Raw genomic sequence first — 25,627 nt, 5'->3', positions numbered from 1 at the left:
CTAGCTCAGCGTGATCGTGAGCGTCGCGGTGTAGCTGCCGGCCAGCTGGTTGGCCGGGATCTGCAGGTCGAGCGCGGCGCCGGCGGCGAAACCGCCACCCGTGCCGGCGGCGTCGGCCGGGGCCGAGCACAGGGTCGATCCGTCGACCGCGCCGGCGGAGCCCGCCGTGGCGGTCACCGCGTTCGTCGAGCCCGGGGCGGCGACACAGGTCGGCACCCAGGTGAGGTTCGCCTTCGCGATGCTGCCGCCCGGCGTACCGGTGAAGTCGGTGACCGCACCGACCAGGCTCCAGCCGAAGGTGCTGCCCCGGTAGTCCGTGACGGTGATCGGCGCCAGGGCGCCGGTGCCGTGCTGGACGGTCCCGTTGAGCGTGACGCCGCTCAGCGTGACGTTGCCCGAGCCGGTCGTGCGGGACATCGCGAGGTTGCCCGCCGTGACCGTCTGGGACAGGTTGTAGGTGAGGTTGCAGGAGCCGGTGGTCGCCAGGCCCGTCTTCGCCACGCAGGAGTCGGCCGAGGCCGCCCAGGTGGCGACCGCGAACAGGGTGCCCGGCCCGGTGCCCGACGACGCGCCGATGTAGGCGGTGGTCGGGTCGTTCACCGTGAACGAGCCGCTGATCGCGCCGGCGAGACCCGCCGTCACCGTGACCGCCGCGTCAGCGGTCGCCGGCGGCGGAGGAGCCCCCGCCTTGTAGCCCCGGATCGTGACCGTGCTGCCCGGGTTCCAGTTGGTGCCGGTGACCGCGACCGCCGTGCCCGCGCCGCCACCACCGGGGGTGATGGAGATGGCCGGTGCGCCGAGGATCGTGATCGGCGTGGTGACCGTGTTGGTGCCGTCGGACACGGACAGCGTCCGGGACCCGACGGTGGCGCCGGCGGGGACGACGAGCGTCCCGGTGCCCGCTCCGGTGGCGTCGGTGCTGCCGGCGCCGGTGCCTTCAGCGGTGCCGCCGCCGCCCGCGTTCTTCAGCGACGCGGTGAGGGTCGCGCTTGGAGCCAGCCCGGTGACGGAGAAGTTGATGGTGTTTCCCGCCCGCGCAGCGCTCGTGACGCTCTGCCCGGTGACCGAGGTGATGCTGGTGCCGCCGCCGAACACGCTGTAGTTCTCGACGATGGTGCTCGCCGCCGGGGCGGCCTTGTGGTCCCGGTCGCCCGGGCCCGAGCAGTACGTCTTGGCGGTCGCGTTGTTGAACACGGCCTGCGTGACGGTGAGCGACGCGGCGCCCGCCGGGCCGGCCACGTACGTGCCGGTCGCGGTGATGGCACCGAGCGGCGCACCCGCGGCCGCCGCGGCGGTCGGATAGGTGGCCATGTTGAGCGTGACGGTGCCCGACTGCGACCCGCCCAGCGCAACCTTGATGATGACCGGCACGTCACCCGCGTTCAGCGGGACCGGACCGTTGTTGGGTCCGGTCACCGCCGTGAAGGTGACGGTGACGGTCTGCCCGGGCGACGGCGTGGCCGGCGTCTGGGTGAGCCCGAACGTGTCGTTCCACGTCGTGGGCGAGCTGCCGGTGCCGGCGTCGCTGAAGTACAGCCGGCAACCGAGCGAGTTCGCCGCGGGCCCGTACGCCTCGGCACTGGTGCTGCCGAGTGCGATGGCGGCGGTGAGGCCCAGGGCCCCCGCCGCCAACCTGGAGGGGATCTTCATCGAATCTGCCGCTTCCTCTCTGGTGTTCGCTCCGGCGGACTGCTCCACCGCTTCAGGCGCCGTTTCGCAGAGTGGAACGATGTTTCTGCGGTGGTAACGTCTATGAAGGCAGTCGCGTCCCCCGTTGTCAACCGTCCGGACAGGTGCTGTTGCACCCGGAGCCCTGTCCCACAATGTGGACACACACGGTGCCAACCTGCCGTTTCTGGGATTCCGCGGGCCGACGCGGCCGCCCCGTGACGGGCGGACGGGGCGTCAGACGGTGGCGCGGATCAGGGCGGCGCAGGTCTCCGGGTCGTCGGAGAACGGGAGGTGGCCGCAGCCCGCGAGACGGATGTGGCGGGCGTGGGGCAGCGCGGCGGCGGCCCGGCGGGCCTGGAAGGCGGGCAGGATCGCGTCGCGGGCGCCCCACGCGACGGTGACCGGGACGCGGTCCAGGGCACCGCGGCCCGCGAACCGGTGACCGGCGAACGCGGCCCGCGCGGCGGTGAAGCCGGGCGCCGCGACGAGGGCGTCGACGTCGGCGACGCACACCGCGGGGTCGAGCCGGGCGGGACGGCCGAAGAACAGGCCGAACAGCGCGATCCGGCCGGCCGCCGTGGAAGCGAGGGCGGGCAGCGCGGGCCGGGCGACGCGGCCGAGGACCCGGGCGCCGGTCACCGACGCCTGGCACCAGCGGCGGGAGACGGGACCCCAGAAGCCGACCGGCGCGAACGCCGTGACCGACCGGGCCACGCCGCGCCGGCCGAGCTCCAGCGCGACCCCACCCCCGAGGGAGCTCCCGGCGACGTGGAACCGCACGATGCCGGGAAACGCGCCGGCGGCGAAGCGGGTGACCGCGTCCGCGAGGGCACCGACGCCGGCGGCGCCGGTCGACGGGGAGGCGCCGAAGCCCGGCAGGTCGAGCGCGACCACGTCGAAGTGGGACCGGAGGAGGGGCAGGACCGGCTCCCACAGCTGCCACCGGCTGCCGATGCCGTGGACCAGGACCAGCGGCGGGCCGGTGCCCGACCGGTGGTGGGACAGCTCGGTCACCAGGCCACCGTACGTTGTTGACACCCAGCCAACAACAGTGCACGGTGGCTGCCATGCGTGCGGAGCGGGGGCGGCGGCTGGAGCCCGACGTGCGGCGGGAGCAGATCCTCGCCGTCGCGGTGCGGATGTTCGGGCAGCGGCCGTTCGCGGAGGTGTCCACCACCGACATCGCCGAGGCGGCCGGGGTGGCGCGCGGCCTGATCAACCACTACTTCGGCACCAAACGAGGGCTGTTCATCGAGGCGGTGCGGGTCCTGGTGACGATCCCCGCGGTCGCCGTGGAGCAGCTGCCCGACGGCGACCTCGCGACCCGCGTCGACGCCAGCGTCACCTGGTTCCTCGACGTGGTGTCCCGGCACAGCACGTCGTGGCTGGCCGCGGTCGACGGCGGCGGGGTCGGCCGGGACCCGGACATCGAGCGGGTGCTGCGGGAGGCCGACGACATCGCCGCCGACAGCATCCTCGTCGCGGTCGGCCTCGGCGGCGAGCGGGACGACCGCGACGAGCAGCGGGCGATGGTCCGGGCCTACTGCGGGCTCGCCAAGGCCACCGCGCGGGAGTGGCTGGAGCGCGGCGTGCTCAGCCGGGAGCAGGTCCACCGGCTGCTGGCCACCACGCTCATCACCCTCGTGGAGAAGGTGCTGTGACCCGGATCCTGGTCATCGGCGCCGGTTTCGGCGGAGTCGCCGTCGCGCATCTGTTGCGGCAGGCGGGTTTCACCGATCTGACCATTGTGGACCGTGCCGCGGGTGTCGGCGGGGTGTGGCGCGACAACACGTATCCGGGGTGCGCGTGCGACATCCCGGCGCCGCTGTACTCGTTCTCGTTCGCGCTCAACCCGGACTGGTCGCAGCGTTTCCCGCCGCAGCCGGAGATCCTGGACTACCTGCGCCGCTGCGTGCGCGACTTCGGCCTGGAGCCGCACCTGCGGCTCGGCACGGAGGTCACCGCCGCCGCGTGGACCGGCACGCGGTGGCGGGTGACCTACGCGGGCGGCGGGACCGACGAGTTCGACGTGCTGATCCCGGCGATGGGCCAGCTGTCCAGGCCGGCGGTCCCGGCGCTGCCGGGCGTGCAGGACTTCGCCGGTCCGGCGATGCACACCGCGCACTGGGATCCGGCCGTCGACCTCACCGGCAAACGGGTCGGCGTCATCGGCACCGGGGCGAGCGCGATCCAGCTGGTGCCGGCGATCGCGCCGCTCGCCGGGCACGTCACCGTCTTCCAGCGCACCGCCCCGTGGACGCTGCCCAAGCCGAACCGGCGCTACGGCGCGTGGCGGCGGGCGCTCAACCGGCGCGCGCCGGCGGTGATGCGGGCCGCCCGCGCCGGCACGTGGCTGCTGACGGTCGTGACCGGCAAGGCGGTGACGGGCAACCGCCCGGCACGGCTCGCGGTGTGGGCGCTGTCCAGCGCGCAGCGGGCGGTGCAGGCGCGCGGCATCCGCCCGTCCGTCACGCCCGGCTACGCGATGGGCTGCAAGCGGGTGCTCTTCACCGGCGACTGGTTCCGGACCCTGCGCCGCCCCGACGTCGACCTGGTCACCGCCGGCATCGCGCGGGTCACCAGCGGCGGTGTCCGGACCGACGACGGTGTCACGCACGGCTGCGACGTCCTGGTGTACGGCACCGGCTTCGCGGCCACCGAGTTCCTGGCGCCGGCGCGGATCGTCGGGCGCGCCGGCCGCGAGCTGCGCGACGAGTGGCGCGGCGGCGCCTACGCGCACCTGGGGATGGCGGTGCCGGGCTTCCCGAACATGTTCCTGATGTACGGGCCGAACACCAACACCGGCAACACGTCGGTGGTGTACTTCCACGAGGCGCAGGCCCGCTACATCGTGCAGGCGGTGCGGCTGCTCGCCGCCGCCGGCCCGGTCGAGGTGCGGGCCGAGGTCGCGGCGGCGTTCGACGCGGAGATGCAGCGGCGCCTGGCCGGCAGCGTCTGGATGGGCTGCGACAGCTGGTACCGCACCGGCGAGGGCCGCGTCGTCACCAACTGGCCGGGGATGGCGGGCGAGTACGCCGCGCGGACCGCACGACTGGACGAGGCGGACTACACCGTGACGCGCTGAGCGGTGCCGAACCGCATCCGGAAGTCGCCGGCGACGAACGACAGCAGCGGCCGCCGCCCGGCGAGGAAGCCCAGCGGACCGTCCGGCGCGATGCTCCACGCGACGCGGGCCGGACCGTAGCGCGCGGTCGAGCGCACGGGGGTCGTCACGGCCCGCCCGGCGAGGTCCTGCACGACGCGGAAGCCGGCCGGCAGCCGTGGCGGCAGCCCGTCGCCGCGCGGCAGCGTCGCCGACGCGATCGGCCCGCCGGCGGTCGCGGCCGACGCCGGGCCGGCGTCGGAGATCTCGAGGTCGGCGAGGTCCTTCGGGATGCCCCACAGCGCCCGCCCGCCGTCCCGGGACGCGACGCTGTCGACCCAGATGTGCGTGATCGTGACCCGTGGGCGCCAGCCCGCCCGGGTCAGCACGGCGGACAGCAGCTCGCGGTAGCTGAGCACGCCGCCGGGCCGGTAGTCGACCCACGCGGTGCCGACGAACGCGCGCCGGCCGACGCGCAGCACCCGCACCGCACCGGCCAGCGCCGGCGGCAGCTCGGGCACGGCGGTCAGCGGCACGGTCCACACGGACACGTGCATCCGGCCGCGCAGCGACCACGGCGAAGGTGGAAACGACATCGATGAGCTTCCCTTCACGACGGCACTCTACGCCTCTTGACAGTCTGCCAACAAGCGGAGCTTAATCACTCTTCAGGAAACAGCGTTTCGTCCAGCGATACACGTCAGGAGGCAAGCGCACGATGTTCTCCAAACGGTCGACCACCCTCTCCGCCCTCCTCATCGCCGCCGCGTTGAGCCTGCCCAGCACTCCCGCACAGGCCGCGACCTGGACCCAGGTCAGCAACACCACCGACGTCTCGTGCGCCGGGCTCACGTACCGCCCGGCGACGGACTGGTTCCTGCCCGCCGGCCCGGCCGCGTCCTTCAAGGGCCTGGTGTACCTGCAGCACGGCTTCTCCCGCTCCAACGGCAACATGGCCGACCTCGCCGAGCACTACGCCGCGGCCGGGTTCGTGGTCTTCGCGCCGACGCTGCCGTCCGCCGACATCTTCGGCTGCACCGTCAGCAACCTCGGCAACAACGCCCCGTTCCTGAACAACGTCGCGGCCTGGCTCGGCCAGGCCAACACCGCGAACGGCGCGCTCGCCCGCAGCTACGCGAACGCGCTGAGCAGGGCGGGCCGCCCGGCGAGCGCGCTGCCGTCGGCGTACGTCATCGCGGGCCACTCGGCCGGCGGCGAGGTCGCCGCGTACGTGGCGAACCGGCTGCGCACGACCTACCCGGGCCAGTACGCGAAGGTGCGGCTGGTGCAGCTGCTCGACCCGGTGAAGTCCTTCATCGGCTCCAACATGGCCACCGGGCTCAACGGCCTCAACCTGACCAGCACGCCGATCTTCGCGATCTCGTCCCCGCCGTACACGGCGAACTCCAACGCCAACGGGACCGTCGAGCTAACGAACGACGTGCACCGGCCCTTCCTCGGCGTGCGGCTCACGACCGGGTCGCACTGCGACGCGGAGGGCGCGAGCACCGACGGGCTGTGCACGGTCCTCAACGGCACCTCCCAGCCGGGCAACGTCACCGCGCTGCAGACCCTCGCGGTCGCGTGGGCGGACGACGCGGTCGCCGGCACGACCACCACCACCTACTACCCGGGCGGCGCGTACTACCAGTCCCTGCTGACGAGCGGCGCGACGCAGACGCTGAGCGGCAGCTGACCGGGTAGCCGACCGGAGGCCCGACCACCCCGGCCCGCCGTCGATGCGGACAAGGCATTGACGGCGGGCCCCACTCTTCCCGTACGCTGTCGCCCAATAGGAAACTGTGTTCCACTGAGGGAAACAGAGGTCCGAATGGCTCAACGTCTCAGCCGCCGTGGCGTGCTGCTCGCCGCGGGCGGCGCCGTCGTCGCCGGTGCCGCCGGCGCCCTGGCCGGCCCCTCCCAGGCGAGCGCCGCGTACTCCACCGTCAGCACGTACGGCACCACGGTCAACGGCGACCAGGCCGACGTGCACCACCCCGTCACCTCCTCGCCGCACCAGCCGTGGCCGGTCGTGCTGCTGCTGCAGGGCGCGAACGTCGGCCGGGCGAACTACACCGGCTTCGCCCGCAAGGTCGCCTCCTACGGCTTCGTGGTCGTCGTGCCCGACCACACCCGCGTGATCTTCGGCGTCCCCGGCCTGTACGCCGACGGCGCCGAGGCCACCTGGACCGTCGCGTGGGCCGCGGCCGAGAACGCCCGGACCGGCTCGCCGCTCAAGGGCCGCATCGACGCCGGCACGCTGCTGCTCGCCGGCCACTCGTTCGGCGGCGCCGCCGGCCTCGGCCTCACCACCGGCCTGTCCACGCCGCCGTTCACCGACGTGCCGATCCCGGCACCGCCGCAGCTGAAGGCGGCCGCGTTCTACGGCACGAACAACGCCGTGCCCGGCACGCCGGTCATCCCGCCGGTCGCCAACACCGTCCCGGTGGCGCTCATCCAGGGCGCCGTGGACGGCGTCGGCAGCCCCGCGAACGGACTCGGCACCTACGCCGTCCTGCTGGGCACGCCGAAGCTGTACGTCAGCGTCGCCGGCGCCAACCACTACGGCATCACCGACGCGCAGAACCCTGCGGGGGCCCGGCCCGACCTGTCCCCGCAGACGCTCGACCAGGCCGGCGGCGTGGAGAACATCGCCCGGTGGGCCGCGCTGTGGCTGCGCGCCCAGCTCGGCGACCCGGTCGGCACCGCCTGGGTCTACGGCATCGGCGACGCCGTCGACGCGGGCGTGCAGACCCAGTTCGTGCGCTGACGACCGCCGGGTGGGTGCCCGCACCGCGGGCGGGCACCCACTTGCCTGATGGCAACGAACACGGTTTGAGCAGGCCGGATAGTGTCTCACCGATCGAGGTTGGGACGGTTGGCGTGGACTTGAACCTGCACGTGCAAGGGCGCATCGGTGGCGGCACCGTCATCGTGGCCCGCGGCGACCTCGACTACGGCGCCGCGGAGCGCTTCCGGGCGTGCGTCGAGCAGGCGCTGCAGCCGCCGCCGGGCGCACTGCACCTCGACCTGCGCCTGGTGACGTTCATCGACTCCAGCGGCATCGGCGCCCTGGTCGCCGCCCACAAGCAGGCCGAACGGGCCGGCACGCGGCTGGTCCTGGAGAACCCGTCGGCGACGCTCCTGCGGACCCTGCGCACCGCCGGCCTGGTCACCTTCTTCGGCCTGCCACCGCAATAGGCCCGGACCCGCCGGGAGGCCCGCCCACCGGCGCCGGCGCCGCCGTCCCGGCCGCCCGATGGGGCACCTGCGCCGGCACCTTCGGCACGGCCGCGCGCCGCAGCAGGCGTGGCGTCCAGTCCTTGAACGCGAGCACCCGGCGCTCGACCAGGTGCCACGACAGGGCGGCCGCGGCGAACGCCAGGACCAGCGACATGGCGATGTACGGCAGGTAGCCCCACCGGCTCCAGCCGACGCTCGCGAGGACCTGCTGGCCGATGAACCCGTAGATGTAGACGCCGTAGGAATAGTCGTTGCGCCGGCCGATCCACCGCAGCGCGGGCGGCATCCGCACGGCCCCCCAGATCAGCGTGTAGACCAGCGCCGGGAAGCCGATCACGAAGAACCCGCCGAGCAGCAGCGACCCCACCAGGGCGGCGAGACTGGCGACGCCGGCGCCGTCGTGGATGACGACGCGGTCGCGGTACAGCTCGGCCGTGGCACCGGCGAGGAACAGCAGCCCCAGGTACATGAGCCAGTGGAACGACACCTCCCCGAGCAGCGGCAGGTGCACCTGGCCGTAGTGCGGCGTCGGCGGGCCCAGCAGGGGGCGCCCCTGCACCTGGTCGACGACGACGACGCCGTACAGCGCGACGACCAGGCACACGACCAGCCATCGCCGGCGGTGCAGCACCGCGGTCACCGCCAGGGCTCCGGCCACGCCGTAGCAGAGCACCTCGTACACCAGCGACCACAGAGCACCGTCGAAGACGCTGCCGCCGCTCTGCCGCCCCCACGGGGTCGACGCGCCGAGGAGGTCGTGGATGCCGTACTGCCGGACCCCGGCGAACCAGTTGCCGGTGACGTACTGCACCGGCCCCTTCGGCCCGGACCAGAACCCGTTGAGGTTGCCCCACTCGCGCAGTGCCACCAGCGGCGCGACGACGAACGCGGTCACCAGCAGGCACACCCACAGCGCCGGCAGGATCCGCAGCATCCGGTGCCACACGAAGCGGCCGATCGTCGTGCGGGTCGCGCTGCGCGTGATCAGCAGCCCCGACAGGACGAAGAAGCCGAACACGGCGAGCGTGCCGGTGTTGGTCTGCCCGCGGAACAGCGACTCGGCGAGATCCTCCCAGCCGAAGCCGAGCGACGTGCCGTGCGTGAACACGACGACGACGGCGAGGCCGAGCCGGATGGCGCCGATCCCGTTGTCGCGTCCTTCATACAGCTGCCCGAGGGTCGCGGGCTTGCGCCCGTGCCGTGGCCGTGACCGCGTCACCACATACCTCTCCCTCGCGCACGCGCGACGGGTCGGGACGCGGGCCGGGCGGACCAGCGTCAGACACTGCTGACAGATCTGCGGGGGGAGGAGACGCGGGCTGCCGCATCCCCTCGCCGAGGCTATCCGATCAATCCCGTCACGCAGGGTGAATGGAGGGCGGCGCAACGGTGAAGTGTGACCGGGTGAAACCCGGCGGGTGTTCACTCACCTTTACGCTTACCGGGGTGCGCCTGGTGTCGTTGCTGCCGTCCGCGACCGAGATCGTCTACGCCCTCGGGCTGGGCGACGACCTGGTCGGCGTGACCTTCGAGTGCGACGAGCCGCCGTCGGCGAGGACGGACAAGACCGTGGTCGTCGGCGGGCGCGACACCCGCGGGATGGCGCCGGGCGAGATCGACGCGTATGTGCGGGAGCGGTTCGCGGCCGGCGACGACCTGTACACGTTGCACGCCGGCGCCCTGGCCGGCCTGGACCCCGAGCTGATCCTCACGCAGGACCTGTGCCGGGTGTGCGCGCTGCCGTCCGGTCACGTGTCGGACGCCCTGGAGCACCTGGGGTGCCGCGCGGACGTGCTGTCGCTCGACCCGCACTCCCTCGACGAGGTGCTCGGCACGATCCTCGAGGTGGGCGACCGCGCCGGCGTGCCGGACCGGGCCGCGCGGCTCGTCGCGGGGCTGCGGGCCCGGCTGGACGCGGTGGCCGCCGCCGTCGCGGGGCGCCCCCGGCCGCGGGTGCTGATGGTGGAGTGGACCGACCCGCCGTTCACCGCCGGGCACTGGGTGCCGGACCTGGTCACGGCCGCCGGTGGGGAGCCCGTCGGCGCGCACCCCCGGGCCCGGTCGCGGGCCACGACGTGGGAAGCGCTGACCGCCGCCGCGCCGGACGTGGTCGTGGTCGCGCCGTGCGGCTTCCACCTGGACGGCGCCGCCGAGCAGGCCCGGCTCGTCGCGCCGCGCTTCCCGGACGCGCGGGTGTGGGCGGTCGACGCGGACGGCATCGTGGTGCGGCCCGGGCCGCGGCTCGTCGACGGGGTCGAGGCCCTCGCGGCGCTCCTGCACCCGGACGCCTGCCCCGAGGCCTACCTCGGGGAACGGCAACGGGCCCGTGCCACGCTCATCGAGTGAGCGCCGCACGGGCCCGAAACGCTGCGGTCACCGGCGGGTGCGCGGCTTCCGGAGCAGGACGATCAGATCCCGCGGACGTTGTCCGCCTGCGGACCCTTCTGGCCCTGGGTCACGTCGTATTCGACCTTCTGACCCTCGGTCAGCTCGCGGTAGCCGCTGCTCGCGATCGCCGAGTAGTGCACGAAGACGTCCGCGCCGCCGTCGTCCTGCTGGATGAAGCCGAAGCCTTTTTCGGAGTTGAACCACTTCACGGTACCGCTAGCCACGCGTTCCTCCTGAACACAGTGAGTCCTGCCGGCCATGTTTGCCGGCAGTGAAGACCTCACCGAGGAACACCGTACTGCCAGTGACGCCTCAGAGACAGCCGAGCGCACGCTCCCGTCACGCGAATCCTTCAACTAAATGAGGAATAAACCCACAAAACACCCAAACTGGTTCACCTGATCGTTTGTATTTCGCGACACAGTTGGTCGCCCGATAGGCTGAACGCGTATGAGCGCCGTCACTCACCTCGATCTCACCGGCTTCCAGCAGGTCGACCAGCTGGCCTGGCGCGACGAGCAGGGCGTGGTGATGTCGCTGCACTTCTTCAACCTCCGGCCCGACCTCCCGGCGTCGCCGCGCGACCCGGCGGCGCTCTTCGCCGGCACCGCCAGGCACACCGCCGCCGCGGGCGCCGGCCTCATCGACGCGGCCGTCGAGCCGGTCGACGGCGTGCCGGCGCTGCGGCAGCTGCTGAAGGTCCGCCACCCGCAGGGTCACGGCCAGGTGTTCATCGGCTCCTGGACGGTGCCGCGGGCGACGTGCAGCACCGTGCTGAAGCTCCAGGCCCCGGAGACCGGCCCGACCGGCATGCGCGAGGCGATGATCATGGCGCAGCTCGGACCGGACCGGTTCTACACGCCGTCGCCGTACGCGCCGGACGCCACCGGCGGGCTGCCCTTCCACCACGCCGACCACGAGCAGTACGACGCCCAGTTCCCGCGGCATCCGCTGACCGTGATCCGCGGGACGCTGCGCCGGCTGATGCCCAGCGTCCGCCTCGACGAGCGCTTCAAGGCCCTCCCAGACTTTTAAGCCGCGAGCAGGTCGTCCTCGGTGGCGCCGCGCCGCCAGTACCCGGTGAACATGACCCTCTTCCGGTCGACGCCGCGGTCGTGGACGAGGTGCCGGCGCACGGCCTTCACCATGCCGGACTCCCCCGCGACCCACGCGTAGGGCGTGCCCGGCGGCAGGCCGGCGGCCCGGACCGCGTCCAGGGTGCCGCCGCCCACGAGCCAGGTCAGCTCGGTGCCCTCGGCGCGCGGCAGGTCCCGTACGTCCGCCGGGTCGTGCACCTCGATCCAGGCCCGGACCGGCAGCGACGTGCCGACCCATTCGAGGATCCCGGCGAGGGCGGGCACGGCGGTCTCGTCGCCCGCGAGGAGGATCCAGTCGGTGCCGGCCGGCGGGCGGAAGTCGACGCCGCCGTTGTCGGCGACCGTCGGGGCGAGCACGACCGCGCGGTCGCCCGGCCGGGCGTGCCGGGCCCAGGTGGACGCCGGCCCGGCCTGGGCGGTGTCGTGGACGGCGAAGTCGACGTCGAACTCCTCGCCGCGCTGCTCCCGCACCGTGTAGGTGCGCATCACCGCCCGCGTCGCCGGATCGGCCGCCCGCCACCGCGGCCACCAGTCCTCGCCTCTCGGCACCTCCGCGGCGCTCTGGTGCGGCTGCGGCAGGAACAGCTTGAACCGCTGGTCCCGCCCGCCGCTGGTGAACCTCGCGAGATCCGGGCCGCCGAACACGAGACGCACCGAGGACGGCGACAGCGACTCCCGGCGCAGCACCGTGACGTCGAAGAACTCGAACGTCATGCGGTGACCTTCTTCGCCGAGGTCAGGGCCTTCGCCAGGGTCTCCAGGGGCCCGGCGCAGCCGGCGTGGCTGAAGCGCGGCTCGCTGAGCCACGGCACGAGCTGGCCGGCCTTGACCGCGGGCAGCGCCGCCCACGTCGGCTTCGCGGCGAGGTCCTTCGGCTGCAGCGCCGACGTGCGGCTGTCGAGCAGGATCACGTCGGCCTTGTACCGGTCGGCGTTCTCCCAGCTGAGGTTCTCGAAGAACCCGCCGGTGACGTTGTCGGGCGTGATGACGTCGACGCCGAGCTCCTTGTAGTAGCTCAGGTCCGCGTACGCCTTGGGCGTCGAGGCGTAGAGCAGGTCGGGGCTGGCGGACGCGGCGAGGACCCGGAGGCCGCCGTTGGCCTTGACCGCAGCCTTGACCTGCTCGCCGGCCGCGTCGAAGCGGGCCTTGGCGTCGGTGACGGGCTTCGCGTTCTGGTCCGCGCCCAGGGCGGCGGCGAGCGCGCCGTACCGCTGGATGACCTGCAGCAGCGTGACCCCGCCGGACACGGTCAGCCCCACGCTCGGGGCGAACGCGAGGATCTTGTCCTTGCTGTCGTCCGGGACGTACCACAGCGCGTTCGGCTCGTACATGTTGGTGACGAGCAGGTCGGGCTTGAGCGACGCGTACTTCTCGATGTTGAACTCGCCCCACGCGTTGCCGAGCGACGTGAGCCGGGCCACGTCGAGGTCGCCGGCGAGGGGATCCTTGCCGCCGTCGGCGCTCTTCGACGGGCCGAACGTGCCGATGACCTGCGCGTCGACGCCGAAGTCGCGCAGCGCCGCGGCGGAGCCGACGTAGGCGACCACGCGGGCGGGCCGGGCGGCGGCGGTCACCTTGGTGCCGCGGTCGTCGGTGAACTCCCAGCCCTGCTGGGCCTGGTCGGCGGCGCCCTCCTGGCCGCTGTCGTCACCGCAGGCGGCGAGGAGGGCACCGAGGCCGAGCGTGCCGGCACCGGTGAGGAGACGCCGTCGGGTGAGGGGCATGGTTTCGCCTTCCGTTGCTTTACCGGGGATCGGCATTTAGGTTAGCCTCGCCTAAGTTATGGATGTCAAGTCGTCGTGCCGGTCGTTGTCAGGAGCTCCCCCGTGCAAGGTGTCCACAGAGGACGCTGGCTGGTCGTCGCCGTCGGCGCGCTCGCCCTCACCGTCGGCGCGAGCCTCGCCGTCGGCGCCCGGTCGTTCGCGCCGCTCGACGTCTGGCACGGCCTCGTCGACCCGTCCGGCGGCGCCGCGACGGTCGTGCGGCAGCTGCGGCTGCCGCGCAGCGCCCTCGGGCTGCTCGTCGGCGTGGCCCTCGGCCTCGCCGGGGCGCTCATGCAGGCCCTGACCCGCAACCCCCTCGCCGACCCCGGCCTGCTCGGCGTCAACGCGGGCGCCTCCGCCGCGGTCGTCTCGGCGATCAGCTTCCTCGGCGTCGCCGACCTGTCCGGCTACATCTGGTTCGCCTTCGCGGGCGCCGCGCTCGTCACCGTCGCGGTCTGGGCCGTCGGCGGCGGCGCGACCGCGACCCCCGCCGGGCTCGCGCTGTCCGGGACCGCGGTCACCGCCGTCCTGTACGCCTACGTCGCCGCCGTGCAGCTGCTCGACACCGCCTCGCTCGACCGGATGCGCTTCTGGACCGCCGGGTCCCTGGCGGCGGCGAACCCCGGCACCGCGACGCTGATCCTGCCGTTCATCGCGGCGGGTGTACTGGTCACCGCCGCCCTCGCCCGCACGCTCAACGTGATGGCACTGGGCGACGACGCCGCGCGCGCCCTCGGCACCGACCCCGCCCGGATCCGGGCGGTGGCCGCCGTCGCCGTCGTCCTGCTGTGCGGCGCGGCGACCGCGGCGTGCGGCCCGATCGTCTTCCTCGGGCTGATGGTGCCGCACCTGGTCCGCCCGCTGACCGGGCCCGACGTGCGGTGGCTCCTCGCATTCTGCGCGGTCCTCGCACCCGCCCTGCTGCTCGGCGCCGACGTGCTCGGCCGGGTCGTCGCCCGCCCCGGCGAGCTGCAGGTCGGCGTCGTCACCGCGGTCGTCGGCGGCGGGTTCTTCCTCGCCGTGGTCCGCCGGCGGCGCGCATGACACCCCCGCGGGTCTCGACAGACGCTTTTCCGGGACGCGCGGCGAAGGCGGGACGGGTGCGGCCCGCGGTGCGGGCGCGCTGGGTCGGCGGGGCCTTCGCCGTCGTGGCCGTCGCCGTGGCGCTCTACGCCGTCGGCAGCGGCGACTACCCGATGAGCGTCCCCGACGTGGTGCGCACCCTCACCGGCGGCGGCTCGCCCGCCGACGCGTTCATCGTCAACGAGATCCGGCTGCCGCGGGTCGTGACCGGGCTGTTCGCCGGTGCCGCGCTCGCCCTGTCCGGGGCCGTGTTCCAGTCCCTGGTGCGCAACCCGCTCGGCAGCCCCGACGTGCTCGGCTTCACCCAGGGCGCGTCCGCCGGCGCGCTCGTCGCCGTCGTCCTCATCGGCGGGGGCGCGGCCACCGTCGCGGGCGGCGCGGTCCTCGGCGGCATCGCCACCGGCGCCGCCATCCACCTGCTCGCGTGGCGCGACGGCCGGTACGGCGGCCGCCTCATCCTCGTCGGCATCGGCGTCGCCGGGGTCCTCACCGGCGTCAACAGCTACCTGCTGACCCGCGCGCAGATCATCGACGCGGCCCGCGCCGTGCTGTGGCTCACCGGCAGCCTCGACGGCCGCGGCTGGGGCAACGCCCTGGTCGCCGCCGTCGCGGTCGGCGTCGTCGGCCCGGCCGTCGTCGCCTGCGGCCGGCCGCTGCGGACCCTCGAGCTCGGCGACGACCCGGCCCACGCCCTCGGGGTCAGGGTCGCCGCCGTCCGCTTCGGCTCCCTCGCCGGCGCCGTCCTGCTCAGCGCCGCCGCGGCGGCCGCGTGCGGGCCGGTCGCGTTCGTCGCGCTGACCGCGCCGCAGCTGGCCCGGCGGCTCACCGACGCGCCGGGGCCGAACCTGGTGCCGTCGCTGTGCCTCGGCGCCGCGCTGCTGACCACCGCCGACGTCGTCGGGCAGCGCGCCGTCCCCGGCCACCAGGTCCCGGTCGGCGTCGTGACCGGGCTGCTCGGCGGTGGGTACCTCATCTGGCTCCTCGCCCGCGGGAGGCGCGACCGTGTCTGAAGGCAAGCACCCCACGCTCGCGGGCGGCGGGCGGCTCGCCGGGTCGGGGCTCACGCTGGGCTATGACGGCCGGATCGTCGCCGAGGGGCTGACGGTGCGGATCCCGGACCGCTCGTTCACCGTCATCGTCGGCCCGAACGCGTGCGGCAAGTCGACGCTCCTGCGCGCCCTCGCCCGGACCCTGCGCCCGAGCGCCGGTGGTGTCCTGCTCGACGGGCGCGACATCGCCACCCGGCCGACCCGGGAGGTCGCCCGGACCCTCGGGCTGCTGGCGCAGTCGGCGGTCGCCCCGGCCGGGATCACGGTCGCGGATCTCGTCGCGCACGGCCGGTACCCCCACCACGGCCCCCTCGGCCCGTGGACCGCGGCGGACCGGCGGGCGGTCCACGACGCGATGCTGGCGGCCGGCGTGTCAGGCCTCGCGGCCGCCCCTGTCGACGAGCTGTCCGGCGGGCAGCGGCAGCGGGTCTGGATCGCCGCCGCCCTCGCCCAGGACACGCCGCTGCTGCTGCTGGACGAGCCGACCACGTACCTCGACGTCACCCACCAGATCGAGGTCCTCGAGCTCTGCGCCCGGCTGCACCGCGACCGGGGGCGCACCCTCGTCGCGGTCCTGCACGACCTGAACCTGTCCGCCCGCTACGCGACCCACCTGATCGCCATGCGCGGCGGCCGGGTCGTCGCCGAAGGGCCACCGGCTCAGGTGGTGACGGCCCCGGTCGTCGAGGCGGTGTTCGGCCTGGCGTGCCGGGTCATGCCGGACCCTGAGACGGGGACCGCCATGGTGATTCCGCGTGCTCCCGGCGGATCCGGCGCACCTGCCGCTCGACCCGCACCTCCCGCACCAGCGTCACCGTAGCGACCCCGGCGAGGGACCCGACGAACCACAGAACCGGGACGGCGACCGCCCCGGCGGCAACAGACAGCAGCACGACATCCCTCTCGGCGACGGCTTTCCGGCAGGTGCAGAGCCTCCATCATGGCCCCGGCCCGTTGCGGCCCGGTGTCGGGCCGGTGCTCAGCTCGTTGCGCGGGGATCGTCGGCGCCCGACGCGCCGGGACCGCTCGTCGCGCGGGCTCCGTCCGGGCCCGCCGCCCAGGGGCCGTCCGGGGCCAGGGCGGTCAGGACGTCGAGCAGGTGCGGCGGCTGCAGCTCGTCGGGCAGCGACCCCAGGTCCTGCCAGGCGATCCACGCGTGCGCGTCCAGGGTCAGCTGCTCGTCGGGCAGCAGACCGGTCCGCACCAGCGGCGGCCGGTCGCCGGCGAACCGGGCGAGGAAGAACTGCTCCGCCCCGACATACCTGGTGCCCTTCCACCAGGCGTCGCGCTCCACCTCCACGCACCCGTCCCGCACGGCGGCCGGGTCGAGGCCGGTCTCCTCGGCCAGCTCCCGCCGCGCCGCCTCGAACGGGGTCTCGCCGGGGTCGATCCCACCGCCGGGCGGCTCCCACAGCCACCTGCCGTCGAACGGATCCCGCCAGCGCAGCAGCAGCACCCGGTCGGCGGCGTCCAGGCAGATGACCCGGGCGGCGGGCCGGTGCTTCGTCACGACCCGACGGTAGCGCCTTTGCGGTGCGCGGTTCCTTGGGGATGATGGGCAACCATGACGAGCACCCCCGGGCCGGGACGGGCCAGGCAGAACGCCATCTACCGCGCCGGGGTCCTCGGCCGGGCGCCGTCCGTGCCCACCGACGCCGCCGAGCTCGAACGCCGCGCCCGCAAGGCGATGTCGCGCAAGGCCTGGGCGTATGTGGCGGGCGGCGCCGGCAGCGGCGCCACCATGCGGCACAACCGGGCCGCGTTCGAGCGGTGGCGGATCGTGCCGCGGATGCTGCACGGCGTCACCGCCCGGGACCTGAGCACCGACGTGCTCGGCACCCCGCTGCGCGCGCCGCTGCTGCTCGCCCCCGTCGGCGCCGCCGCGCTCGTCACCCCCGGCAGCGACGTCCGCATCGCCGAGGGCGCCGCCGCCGCCGGTGTGCCGTACATCCTCTCCAGCCAGGGCTGCGACCCGATGGAGCGCACCGCCGCGGCGATGGGCGGCACCCCGTTCTGGTATCAGCTGTACTGGTCGACGGACGAGCGGCTCGTCGACTCGATGATCCGCCGCGCCGAGGACTGCGGCGCCCGCGCGCTCGTCGTCACCCTCGACACCACCCTGCTGGGCTGGCGGCCGCAGGACCTCAACCTGGGCTCGCTGCCGTTCGCGCGGGGGCTGGGCATCGCGCAGTACACCTCGGACCGCCGCTTCCTCGACATCGCCCAGGAGCGGGGAGCGTCCCCGCGGAAGGGCCCCGTGACGCTCGGCGCGCTGCGCACCCTGCTCGCCATGTCCCGCAACCACCCCGGCGGCACCCTGGCCAACCTGCGGTCCCCGGCGCCGCGCGCGTCGGTCGAGACGTTCCTCGACATCTACTCCAACCCCGGCCTGAGCTGGCGGCACCTGGAGACGCTGCGCGCCCGCACGTCCCTGCCGATCCTGCTCAAGGGCATCCTGCACCCGGACGACGCGCGGACCGCCCTCGACGCCGGCGTCGACGGGATCATCGTGTCCAACCACGGCGGCCGGCAGGTCGACCACGCCATCGCCGCCCTCGACGCGCTCGTCACCGTCCGCGAGGCCGTCGGCCCGGACCCGACGGTGCTCTTCGACAGCGGCATCCGCTCCGGCGCCGACGTGTTCGTCGCCCTCGCCCTCGGCGCCGACGCGTGCCTGCTGGGACGGCCGCACATCTACGGCCTCGCGCTCGCCGGTGCCGCCGGTGTACAGCAGGTCGCCGACAACGTCATCGCGGAGCTGGACCTGACCATGGCCCTGGTCGGCGTCCCCGACCTGGCCGCCGTCACCCGCTCGCTGCTCGTGCCGGCGCCCTGACCGGGCGATCTGAGTACCGCTACCCAGCCGGACCTGAGTCGTCCCGCACAGGTCGGACCGCCTCCCCACATCCACGCTGGAGGTATGGGGCAAGCGTCGTCCTTTCGACAGTCCTCAACCGGCCGGACCCGCCCGTGCGTGCTCCGGCAGTACAAGCCGGCCTGTGGAGGTCGATGGACTGACGCAGGGAGCGACCCCGAGATGACCGACACACTGGAGCTGACCAGGCCCGCGACCACCGCCCAGGAGCGGCCGCCGGGCACCCGCGAGCCGTGGGCCGACGTGGCCAAGGGCGCCTGCATCCTCCTCGTCGTGCTGTGGCACGTCATCACGAAGCACTACCTGCGGGCGGACTGGCGGCTGCCGGTGCCGCTGCCCGGCGCGTGGGGCCTGCTCGGCGAGCAGCTCCTGCCGCTGCGGATGCCGCTGTTCTTCGCCATCTCGGGCATGTTCGCCGCCGGCGCGGCCGGCCGTTCGTGGCGCGTGCTGGGGCGGTCGAAGGTGGCGCGGTTCGGCTATCTGTACGCCATCTGGCTCCTCATCCACACGGCGCTGCTCGCCCTGGTGCCCGCCTTCGACACCGCCCGGGCGCACGGCCCGCTGGAGCTGCTCGAACAGTTGACGATCACCCCGACGAACCTGTGGTACCTCCTCGCCCTCGCCGTCTACTTCACCGTCGCGAAGGCCGTGCGCCGCCTCCCGACGACCCTGGTCCTGACCGCCGCCCTCGCCCTGTCGGTGATCGTCGCCGCGGACCTCGTGCCGACCCCCGGAAACCGCGGTGGCCTGCTGCAGAACCTCGTCTTCTTCCTCGCCGGCCTCCGCCTGCGCGGTGTCGTCGAAGGCCTGGCCCGGACGGCGTCATGGCGACGCCTCGCGCTGTTCGGCGGCCTGTACGGCCTGGGCCTGCCCGTCCTGCACCTGGCCCCGCTCACCGGCCCACTCGTCAGTGTCGCCGCCGTCGGAGCCGGGGTGACGGCCGCGGCGCTCGCCGCCCGCTCGCGGGCCGTGTCGGACCTCCTCGGCGGCATCGGCCGGCGCACCCTGCCGATCTACGTGCTGCACATGCCCGTCCTGGCCATCCTCCACGCCGTGCTCATCGGCCCCGTGTCCGGCGCCGGCCCGGCGGTGCAGGTGCTGCTCGCGGTCGCCGAACCGGTCCTGCTCACGGTCACGGTCACCTGGATCTGCCTCGCCCTGGAGCGCAGCCTCCCGGCGCCGTTGCTCGACCTCCCGCGTCGGCGGGAAAGTGTCGTACCGCGGGGGTAGCGTGCGGGGCAGGTCGGGCGGCTTCTTCTCAGCGTCGGGCGGGTCCGGCTTGAGGGGAGCGATCGGTGGCGCACGAGGAGTCCGAGCCACCTCGCTTCGTCAGGCCTTATGTCACACCTGATCCGGAGCCCCCGGCGGAGTCCGGCGGTGACGCCGGCGCGGCAGCGGACGACGGCTCGGGGACGGGCGGCGGCGCGGGGACGGGCGGCGGCGCGGGGACGGGCGGCACCCCGAAACACAGGCGCAGCGCGGCAGCCCGGCGCGGCGCGGCACCAGATCACAGCGTGGGGACGGGCGGCAGTGCGGGGGCCAGCGGCGCGGCGGGGCCGGGTGGCGGCGCGGGATCGGGCGGCGCGGCGGGGACGGGCGGCGCGGCGGGATCGGGCGGCGCAGCGGGGACGGGCGGCGCGGCGGGGACGGGCGGCGCGGCGGGGACGGGCGGCGCAGCGGGGACGGGCGACAGGCTAGGGGGCAGCGGCGCGGCAGGGTCAGGCGGCACTGCGGGGTCAGGTGGCGGAGCGGAGACCGGGCCGGACGGGGCGGGGCAAGCAGCGGCGCGGCGGCGGTTGGTGTCGGCTGTCGTCGCCGCCGTCGTGGTGCTCGCCGCTGTCATCGGCACGGTGGTGGCGCTGCAGCGGCGGGACGTGAAGGGCCCGGCGGAGGCGGCGCCGTCCGCGTTGCCGTTGCCGTCGGCGGGCGCGTTGCCGTCCGCCGGGTCGTCGGAGTCCGGCGCGGCGTCGCCGGACGGCGTTCGGGGCTCGTCGGCGGCGAGTTCCGCTGACGGGTCCCGGGTTCCCTCCCGGCAGGCGGCACCGGGGAGGTCGGCGACGACGGGGGCACCCGCCGCCCGGACGCCCGGCGGTGCGGCGAACCCGGAGGGAGCCAACCTCGCGCTGGGCCGCCCCGCCACGTCGTCGTCCGTGGAGGGCACCGCCTACCTGCCGGGCAACGCGGTCGACGGCAACCAGGGCACCCGGTGGAGCAGCACGTTCAGCGACCCGCAGTGGATCAGCGTCGACCTCGGGCAGGTGTGGCTGGTCACCGAGGTCGTGCTGCGCTGGGAGGCGGCCTACGGCGTCGAGTACGACATCACCGTCAGCCCCGACGGCGCGACCTGGCACACCGTGTGGCGCACCACGGAAGGCACCGGCGGCGTGCAGACCGTCCGCATCGCCGCGACCCCGGCCCGCTACGTCAGGATGAACGGCACCCGCCGCAACGGCATGTACGGCTACTCCCTGTTCGAGCTCGAGATCCGCTGACCCACCGTCCCGGCACCGCTACGGTCGCAGCCTCGGCCACCGCGAAACGGATGGCACCCGCGCCGGACGGCAGCCCCGACCCAACCCGGCGCGACCCAACCCGGCGCGACCGAACCCGGCGCGACCGAACCCGACGCGACCCGACCCGACCCGACGCGACCCCGACCCGACGCGACCCGACCCGACCCGGCGCGGCCCAACCCGGCGCGGCCCGACCCGGCGCGGCGCGGCGCGGCCCGGCGCGGCGCGGCCCGGCGCGGCCCGGCGCGGCCCGGCGCGGCGCGGCCCGGCGCGGCCCGGCGCGGCCCGGCGCGGCCCGGCGCGGTCAGTCCCAGGCGCGGCCGAGGGTGGCGAGGGCGGGGGCGTACTCGATGCGGTCGAGCCAGGTGGACGGCCAGGCGGGCATGCCGCGTTCGGCGCCGATGAAGGCGCCCGCCAGGCAGGCGATCGAGTCGGAGTCGCCGGACGTGGTGGCGGCGCGGGCGAGGGCGGTGACCGGGTCGTCGGCGTGGCGGACCGCGCACAGCAGGGCGGTGGCGAGGGCCTCCTCGGCGACCCAGCCCGCGCCGGTCGCCGCGCACGGGTCGCCGCCGTCGTCGGGGCGGGACAGGGCCAGGTCGAGGCGGTCGAGGACGTCGAGGCACTCGTCCCAGCCGCGGCTGATGAAGTCGGCGGGGGTGGTGGCGGCGGGCTGCTGCCAGAGGTCGCCGAGCCAGTCCGACCGGTACGTCGTGCGCTGCGACTCGCACCGGGACCGCAGTGCGTCGGGCAGGGCCGCGAGGGGGGTGCCGTCGCGGAGGAGGCGGACGGCGTACGCGGTGAGCTCGCTGGCGGCGAGCGCCGTCGGGTGGCCGTGGGTCATGGCCGCCTGCAGCTGCGCGACGCCGGCGAGGGTGTCCAGGTCGTAGGGGGCGAGGCCGACGGGCGCGACGCGCATGTTGGCGCCGCAGCCCTTGGAGCCGGCGACGGTCGCCTCGACCCACGGCACGCCCCGGGACAGGCCGCCGCAGGCGCGCAGGCAGGTCATGCCCGGTGCGCGGTTGTTGTCGGGGCTGTGGGCCCACTCGACGAACCTGGCGCGCAGCAGCGGCTCCAGCGCCTCGGGGGTGGGTGCGGCGGCGTCCAGCAGGGCCCAGCCGACGGCGAGGGTCATCTGGGTGTCGTCGGTGACGAGCGCCGGGTCGCCTTCGAGCTGCCTGGGGCCGCCCGGCCCGTACCGCGCGACGATGGCGTCGACCGTCATGAACTCGGTGGGTTTGCCGAGGGCGTCGCCGTACGCGAGACCGAACAGGCATCCTGAGGCCGAAGTCGACATGCCCAGGATCGTAGCGGGGGGACGTGGACGGCCCCGGCGGCGTGACGCTGCCGGGGCCGTGACGTTCGTCCGGGGTCGCGCCCCGGTCGCCGTGAGGGGGCTACTTCAGGTCGGCGATCGCGGCCGGCGTGCCCTGGCCGGGGGTCGTGTCCTGACCGGGCGCGCGGCGCGGCGCCCTGGGCTTCGCGGCCGAAGCGGACGCCGAAGCAGAGTCCGAAGCGGACGCCGAAACAGAGTCCGAAGTGGAGGGCGAAGCAGACGGCGAAGCAGAGGGCGAAGTGGAGGCCGGCACGGAAGTGGACGGCGTCAGCGTGGCCTTCGTCCCGGGTGCCGTGGCGAGGTGCTTCGCCGTCGCCGACGCCTGGGCGAAGGTCGGGTTCGCGCGCAGCTGCCGGGCGCCCTCGACGATCTGCTCGTACTTGCCCCGGCCGGCACGCGTGCCCAGCACGTAACCGGTGGCGAGCCCGGCGGCCAATGTCAGCAGTCTCATCCTGGTCTCCCTCGCGTTGGAACTGGTGCTCGAATCCCACCGCCGTGGTGCCCCCGCCACCGGGTGGTCAAACGCCCGGTGACGATCCTTCGCCGGAGGTGACGCGGGTCGCGGCGGAATTCGTGATCGTGCAGGAAGACGTTGTACGGGGGCGAGCGGAGGCCGGTCCATTGGGTACACCCGTCCGTGCGGTCGCCGCGCTCGGCGTGCTGCTGATGCTCGCGGCCGGCTGCACGTCGGACGCGCCCGCCGCGGTGCCGTCCAAGGCCCCGACGGTCGCCGACCCCACGTACTTCGGGCACGGCCCGGCCGACCCGTCGGCGAGCGGCGACGCCTCGATCTCCGTCAGCACCATCGCCCGGCACCTCGACATCCCGTGGGGCGTCACGTTCCTGCCCGACGGCAGCGCCCTCGTCACCGAGCGGCGGACGCTGCGGATCCTGCGGGTCGGGCCGGGCCGGATGGCGAACGGCGCCCTCGCCGTCACCCCCGTCACGAAGATCAGCGAGGCGACGGCGGACAACGAGGGCGGCCTGCTCGGCATCGCCGCGTCGCCGCGGTACGCCCTCGACCAGACCGTCTACATCTACTACACGACCACGGACGACAACCGGATCGCGAAGCTGAAGCTCGGCGAACGGCCCCGGCCGATCGTCACCGGCATCCCGCGCGGCGGCATCCACGACGGCGGGCGGCTCGCGTTCGGCCCCGACGGCTACCTGTACGCGACGACCGGCGAGGCGTCCAGGACCGAGGCCGCGCAGTCGCTCAACAGTCTGGGCGGGAAGGTCCTGCGGATGACCACCGACGGCAAGCCCCCGCCGGGCAACCCGTTCCGCGGGTCGCTCATCTGGTCGTACGGCCACCGCAACCCCGAAGGGATGGACTGGGCCACCGACGGCACCATGTACGTCTCCGAGATCGGCGAGGCCGTCTGGGACGAGCTGAACGTCATCAAACCCGGCGGCAACTACGGCTGGCCGCTCGTCGAGGGCATCGGCGGCAAGGACAAGTACATCGATCCCGCCGTCGCCTGGCATCCGGAGGTCGGGGTCAGCGCGGGCGTCGCCGTGGTGGGCGACACCGCCGTCGTCACCTGCCTGCGCGGGCAGCGGGTGTACCTCGTCGGCCTGAACCGTGCCGGCGAGGTGGAGGCCGGCAGCCGCCCGACGGAGGGCGGCGGGCCCGACGCGCCCAGCATCCGGTGGCGTCCCGCCGCCGGGGTCACGAAGAAGCCGGTCGAGGCGCTGTTCATGCAGTACGGGCGGCTGCGCACGGCCATCAAGGCACCGGACGGCAGCGTCTGGATCACCACGTCCAACCGCGACGGCCGCCTCGACCGGGGACCGTCCACCGAGGACGACCGGATCCTCCGGCTGACGCTGCGCCCGCTCAGCTCCCCCGCTCCCCGTTGAGGAGGCTGCCGGCCCGGGTGCGGCGGCGGCTGGCGGTCGGGTGTCTCGCCGGGGCCGTGCTGTCGGGCGTGCTGCTGGTCGTACACACGCGGCAGCCCGAGACGCACGGGCGGCGCTGCACCGCGCCCGGCGCCGCGTCGCTGCCGCGCCGGGAGGTCAACGACGCCGAGCTGTCCTCCCGGCAGCTGCGCTGCACCGACCTGGAGCGCTCCACGGTGCGCGGGTTCGTGCGGGAGGCGAACCTCAGCGGCTCGAACCTGCACAAGGCGCACCTGCGGTCGCTGTCGATGGAGCACGTCGACCTGTCCGGCGCCGACCTCACCGGCGCCGACGCCGCCGACGCCACCCTGACCGGGGTGGAGCTCGGCCGGGCCGACCTGCGCGACACCACCTGGCGCGGCGGCACCCTCACCGACGTCGGCCTGCGCGGCGCCGACCTGCGCGGCGCGGATCTGCGTCAGGTCACGCTGCGCCGCTCCGACCTCGGCGGCGCGGACGCCCGCGGCGCCGACCTGACCGGGGCGTGGCTCGCCGACACCGACCTGCGCGGCACCCGCCTCGACGGCGCCGATCTCGGCGACACGACCTGGTCCAACGTGGTCTGCCCGGACGGCACGAAGTCCGGCGAGTCGTGCGACGGCCATCTTCGGCCTGCCGCGCCGCGGTGAGGCGGCCGCTCAGCCCTCGACGTCCTGGGCCTCGGTGGCCGCCTCGACCGTGCCGGTGCTTCCGGTGACGTACCGGTAGCCGATGCCCGCCACGAGCGCCCCGGCGATCGGCGCCACCCAGAACAGCCACAGCTGGGACAGGGCGGCGCCGCCGGCGACGATCGCCGGGCCCGTCGAGCGGGCCGGGTTCACCGACGTGTTCGTCACCGGGATGCTGATCAGGTGGATGACGGCGAGCGTCAGCCCGATGGCGAGGGGGCCCATGCCGCGCGGCGCCCGCACGTCGGTCGAGCCGAGGATCATCAGGACGAACACCGCCGTGAGGACCACCTCGGTCAGCAGCGCGGCGCCGAGGTGGTAGCCGCCCGGGGAGTGGCTGCCGTAGCCGTTGGTGGCGAAGCCGTCCCGCGCGACGCTGAAGCCGCTGCGGCCGGTGGCGATCGCGAGCAGTACCCCGGCGGCGGCGAGCGCGCCGATGACCTGCACCACGACGTAGGGCACGACGTCGGTGGTCCGGGTGCGCCCGCCGAGCCACAGCCCGACGGTGACCGCCGGGTTGAAGTGGCCGCCGGAGATGTGCCCGAACGCGTACGCCCCGGTGAGCACCGCGAGGCCGAACGCGAACGCGACGCCGAGCAGGCCCACTCCCACGGTGTCGAAGCGCGCGCTGAGCACGGCCGTGCCGCAGCCGGCGAACACCAGCCAGAAGGTCCCGATGAGCTCGACGGCGAGCCGCCGCCCGAGCTTCGGCGCAGAGTCCATCCGTCGACCGTGCCAAGGCCGCCACGGCCGGCCCTCACCCGCGGCACGTGAACCGCTCTTGCATTGTGACAATGTATGCGCCATGGTGGTGACGTGATCCGATTCGTCTGGGCACATCTTCGGGGGCGGGCGGGCCGGGGGGGGGGGGGGGGGTTCCCCCCCCCCCCACCCCCCTCCCCCCCCCCCCCCCCCCCCCCCCCCCCCCCCCCTGCC

Annotated in this window: 26 protein-coding genes; 15 read left to right on the top strand and 11 right to left on the bottom strand. The window is 74.5% G+C overall.

The features are described from left to right. Together ACZ6TV_RS37820 and ACZ6TV_RS37815 are read right to left on the bottom strand one after the other, a co-directional pair. On the bottom strand, positions 1-1,650 hold the full coding sequence (locus ACZ6TV_RS37820; RefSeq protein ID WP_465303158.1) for a hypothetical protein: 1,650 nt from the start codon (positions 1,648-1,650) through the stop codon (positions 1-3). A gap of 255 nt (positions 1,651-1,905) precedes the next feature. Further along, positions 1,906-2,685: an alpha/beta fold hydrolase gene (locus ACZ6TV_RS37815; protein WP_465303156.1), complete on the bottom strand. Its 780-nt coding sequence runs from the start codon at positions 2,683-2,685 to the stop codon at positions 1,906-1,908. A 53-nt stretch (positions 2,686-2,738) separates the two neighbouring features. On the opposite strand from ACZ6TV_RS37815, the gene ACZ6TV_RS37810 reads away from it, so the two are divergent. Together ACZ6TV_RS37810 and ACZ6TV_RS37805 are read left to right on the top strand one after the other, a co-directional pair. Then, positions 2,739-3,332, top strand: a complete 594-nt coding sequence (locus tag ACZ6TV_RS37810) for a TetR/AcrR family transcriptional regulator (RefSeq protein WP_465303154.1) — start codon at positions 2,739-2,741, stop codon at positions 3,330-3,332. Further along, positions 3,329-4,756 carry a flavin-containing monooxygenase gene (locus ACZ6TV_RS37805; RefSeq protein ID WP_465303152.1) on the top strand — a complete coding sequence of 476 codons (1,428 nt, stop codon included), beginning with the start codon at positions 3,329-3,331 and terminating at the stop codon, positions 4,754-4,756. Before ACZ6TV_RS37810 ends, ACZ6TV_RS37805 begins: the two co-directional genes overlap by 4 nt. On the opposite strand, the gene ACZ6TV_RS37800 is transcribed toward ACZ6TV_RS37805, so the two are convergent. Beyond that, on the bottom strand, positions 4,738-5,370 hold the full coding sequence (locus tag ACZ6TV_RS37800) for an acetoacetate decarboxylase family protein (protein ID WP_465303150.1): 633 nt from the start codon (positions 5,368-5,370) through the stop codon (positions 4,738-4,740). The two genes, ACZ6TV_RS37805 and ACZ6TV_RS37800, sit on opposite strands and share 19 nt — an antisense overlap. Before the next feature lie 122 nt (positions 5,371-5,492). Here ACZ6TV_RS37800 and ACZ6TV_RS37795 point away from each other — a divergent pair, with 122 nt between their 5' ends. The 3 genes from ACZ6TV_RS37795 to ACZ6TV_RS37785 all read left to right on the top strand — a co-directional run bounded on the left by ACZ6TV_RS37795 (position 5,493) and on the right by ACZ6TV_RS37785 (position 7,975). Then, positions 5,493-6,470 (top strand): alpha/beta fold hydrolase, encoded by a 978-nt coding sequence (locus ACZ6TV_RS37795; protein ID WP_465303148.1) that lies wholly within the window; start codon positions 5,493-5,495, stop codon positions 6,468-6,470. A gap of 135 nt (positions 6,471-6,605) precedes the next feature. After that, complete coding sequence (locus ACZ6TV_RS37790) at positions 6,606-7,544, top strand: alpha/beta hydrolase (protein WP_465303146.1); 939 nt, start codon at positions 6,606-6,608, stop codon at positions 7,542-7,544. Positions 7,545-7,657: 113 nt separating this feature from the next. Further along, positions 7,658-7,975 carry an STAS domain-containing protein gene (locus tag ACZ6TV_RS37785; RefSeq protein WP_465303144.1) on the top strand — a complete coding sequence of 106 codons (318 nt, stop codon included), beginning with the start codon at positions 7,658-7,660 and terminating at the stop codon, positions 7,973-7,975. Here ACZ6TV_RS37785 and ACZ6TV_RS37780 read toward each other — a convergent pair. Then, positions 7,947-9,239 carry an acyltransferase family protein gene (locus ACZ6TV_RS37780; RefSeq protein WP_465303142.1) on the bottom strand — a complete coding sequence of 431 codons (1,293 nt, stop codon included), beginning with the start codon at positions 9,237-9,239 and terminating at the stop codon, positions 7,947-7,949. The genes ACZ6TV_RS37785 and ACZ6TV_RS37780 overlap by 29 nt on opposite strands. 224 nt (positions 9,240-9,463) lie before the next feature. Between ACZ6TV_RS37780 and ACZ6TV_RS37775 the strand changes: the two genes are divergently transcribed. Then, a complete protein-coding gene (locus ACZ6TV_RS37775; RefSeq protein ID WP_465303140.1) occupies positions 9,464-10,363 on the top strand; it encodes an ABC transporter substrate-binding protein in 900 nt (299 codons plus the stop codon). A 62-nt stretch (positions 10,364-10,425) separates the two neighbouring features. Here ACZ6TV_RS37775 and ACZ6TV_RS37770 read toward each other — a convergent pair whose 3' ends face one another. Beyond that, positions 10,426-10,629 carry a cold-shock protein gene (locus ACZ6TV_RS37770; protein WP_344498499.1) on the bottom strand — a complete coding sequence of 68 codons (204 nt, stop codon included), beginning with the start codon at positions 10,627-10,629 and terminating at the stop codon, positions 10,426-10,428. A 226-nt stretch (positions 10,630-10,855) separates the two neighbouring features. On the opposite strand from ACZ6TV_RS37770, the gene ACZ6TV_RS37765 reads away from it, so the two are divergent. Next, the gene (locus ACZ6TV_RS37765; RefSeq protein WP_465303138.1) at positions 10,856-11,440 is read left to right on the top strand and encodes a hypothetical protein; all 585 of its coding nucleotides are present in this window, start codon (positions 10,856-10,858) and stop codon (positions 11,438-11,440) included. Here the strand turns inward: ACZ6TV_RS37765 and ACZ6TV_RS37760 are convergent. Continuing rightward, a complete protein-coding gene (locus tag ACZ6TV_RS37760; RefSeq protein WP_465303136.1) occupies positions 11,437-12,216 on the bottom strand; it encodes a siderophore-interacting protein in 780 nt (259 codons plus the stop codon). The genes ACZ6TV_RS37765 and ACZ6TV_RS37760 overlap by 4 nt on opposite strands. Beyond that, a complete protein-coding gene (locus ACZ6TV_RS37755) occupies positions 12,213-13,226 on the bottom strand; it encodes an ABC transporter substrate-binding protein (protein WP_465303134.1) in 1,014 nt (337 codons plus the stop codon). Before ACZ6TV_RS37755 ends, ACZ6TV_RS37760 begins: the two co-directional genes overlap by 4 nt. A gap of 102 nt (positions 13,227-13,328) precedes the next feature. On the opposite strand from ACZ6TV_RS37755, the gene ACZ6TV_RS37750 reads away from it, so the two are divergent. From ACZ6TV_RS37750 to ACZ6TV_RS37740, 3 genes are read left to right on the top strand one after another with little or no spacing between them, the layout of a single operon-like run. Beyond that, entirely contained in the window at positions 13,329-14,309 is a 981-nt protein-coding gene (locus ACZ6TV_RS37750; protein WP_465303132.1) for a FecCD family ABC transporter permease, read from the top strand. Positions 14,310-14,365: 56 nt separating this feature from the next. Continuing rightward, positions 14,366-15,358, top strand: a complete 993-nt coding sequence (locus ACZ6TV_RS37745) for a FecCD family ABC transporter permease (protein WP_465303130.1) — start codon at positions 14,366-14,368, stop codon at positions 15,356-15,358. Further along, positions 15,351-16,217, top strand: a complete 867-nt coding sequence (locus tag ACZ6TV_RS37740; protein ID WP_465303128.1) for an ABC transporter ATP-binding protein — start codon at positions 15,351-15,353, stop codon at positions 16,215-16,217. The genes ACZ6TV_RS37745 and ACZ6TV_RS37740 overlap by 8 nt, the downstream gene beginning before the upstream one ends. Positions 16,218-16,376: 159 nt before the next feature. Here the strand turns inward: ACZ6TV_RS37740 and ACZ6TV_RS37735 are convergent, their stop codons facing one another. Then, entirely contained in the window at positions 16,377-16,907 is a 531-nt protein-coding gene (locus ACZ6TV_RS37735; protein ID WP_465303126.1) for an NUDIX hydrolase, read from the bottom strand. 54 nt (positions 16,908-16,961) lie between these two features. On the opposite strand from ACZ6TV_RS37735, the gene ACZ6TV_RS37730 reads away from it, so the two are divergent. The 3 genes from ACZ6TV_RS37730 (at position 16,962) to ACZ6TV_RS37720 (ending at position 20,764) form a co-directional block, all read left to right on the top strand. Continuing rightward, entirely contained in the window at positions 16,962-18,233 is a 1,272-nt protein-coding gene (locus ACZ6TV_RS37730) for an alpha-hydroxy-acid oxidizing protein (RefSeq protein ID WP_465303124.1), read from the top strand. A gap of 201 nt (positions 18,234-18,434) precedes the next feature. After that, positions 18,435-19,502, top strand: coding sequence for an acyltransferase family protein (locus ACZ6TV_RS37725; protein WP_465303122.1), 1,068 nt, complete (start codon positions 18,435-18,437; stop codon positions 19,500-19,502). A 569-nt stretch (positions 19,503-20,071) separates the two neighbouring features. Then, positions 20,072-20,764, top strand: coding sequence for a discoidin domain-containing protein (locus ACZ6TV_RS37720; RefSeq protein ID WP_465303120.1), 693 nt, complete (start codon positions 20,072-20,074; stop codon positions 20,762-20,764). A 325-nt stretch (positions 20,765-21,089) separates the two neighbouring features. Here ACZ6TV_RS37720 and ACZ6TV_RS37715 read toward each other — a convergent pair whose 3' ends face one another. After that, positions 21,090-22,079, bottom strand: a complete 990-nt coding sequence (locus ACZ6TV_RS37715; protein ID WP_465303118.1) for an ADP-ribosylglycohydrolase family protein — start codon at positions 22,077-22,079, stop codon at positions 21,090-21,092. A 100-nt stretch (positions 22,080-22,179) separates the two neighbouring features. After that, positions 22,180-22,569, bottom strand: a complete 390-nt coding sequence (locus tag ACZ6TV_RS37710; protein ID WP_465303116.1) for a hypothetical protein — start codon at positions 22,567-22,569, stop codon at positions 22,180-22,182. Positions 22,570-22,784: 215 nt separating this feature from the next. On the opposite strand from ACZ6TV_RS37710, the gene ACZ6TV_RS37705 reads away from it, so the two are divergent. After that, entirely contained in the window at positions 22,785-23,984 is a 1,200-nt protein-coding gene (locus ACZ6TV_RS37705) for a PQQ-dependent sugar dehydrogenase (RefSeq protein ID WP_465303320.1), read from the top strand. Positions 23,985-24,001: 17 nt separating this feature from the next. Continuing rightward, positions 24,002-24,652: a pentapeptide repeat-containing protein gene (locus ACZ6TV_RS37700; RefSeq protein ID WP_465303114.1), complete on the top strand. Its 651-nt coding sequence runs from the start codon at positions 24,002-24,004 to the stop codon at positions 24,650-24,652. Between the two features lie 9 nt (positions 24,653-24,661). On the opposite strand, the gene aqpZ is transcribed toward ACZ6TV_RS37700, so the two are convergent. After that, positions 24,662-25,414: an aquaporin Z gene (gene aqpZ / locus ACZ6TV_RS37695; RefSeq protein WP_465303112.1), complete on the bottom strand. Its 753-nt coding sequence runs from the start codon at positions 25,412-25,414 to the stop codon at positions 24,662-24,664. Positions 25,415-25,627 lie beyond the last annotated feature (213 nt).

The organism is Dactylosporangium sp. NPDC051087, assembly GCF_055586325.1.
The sequence above is the reverse complement of the archived record's forward strand: the minus strand, read 5'-3'. Positions and strand labels throughout refer to the sequence as shown.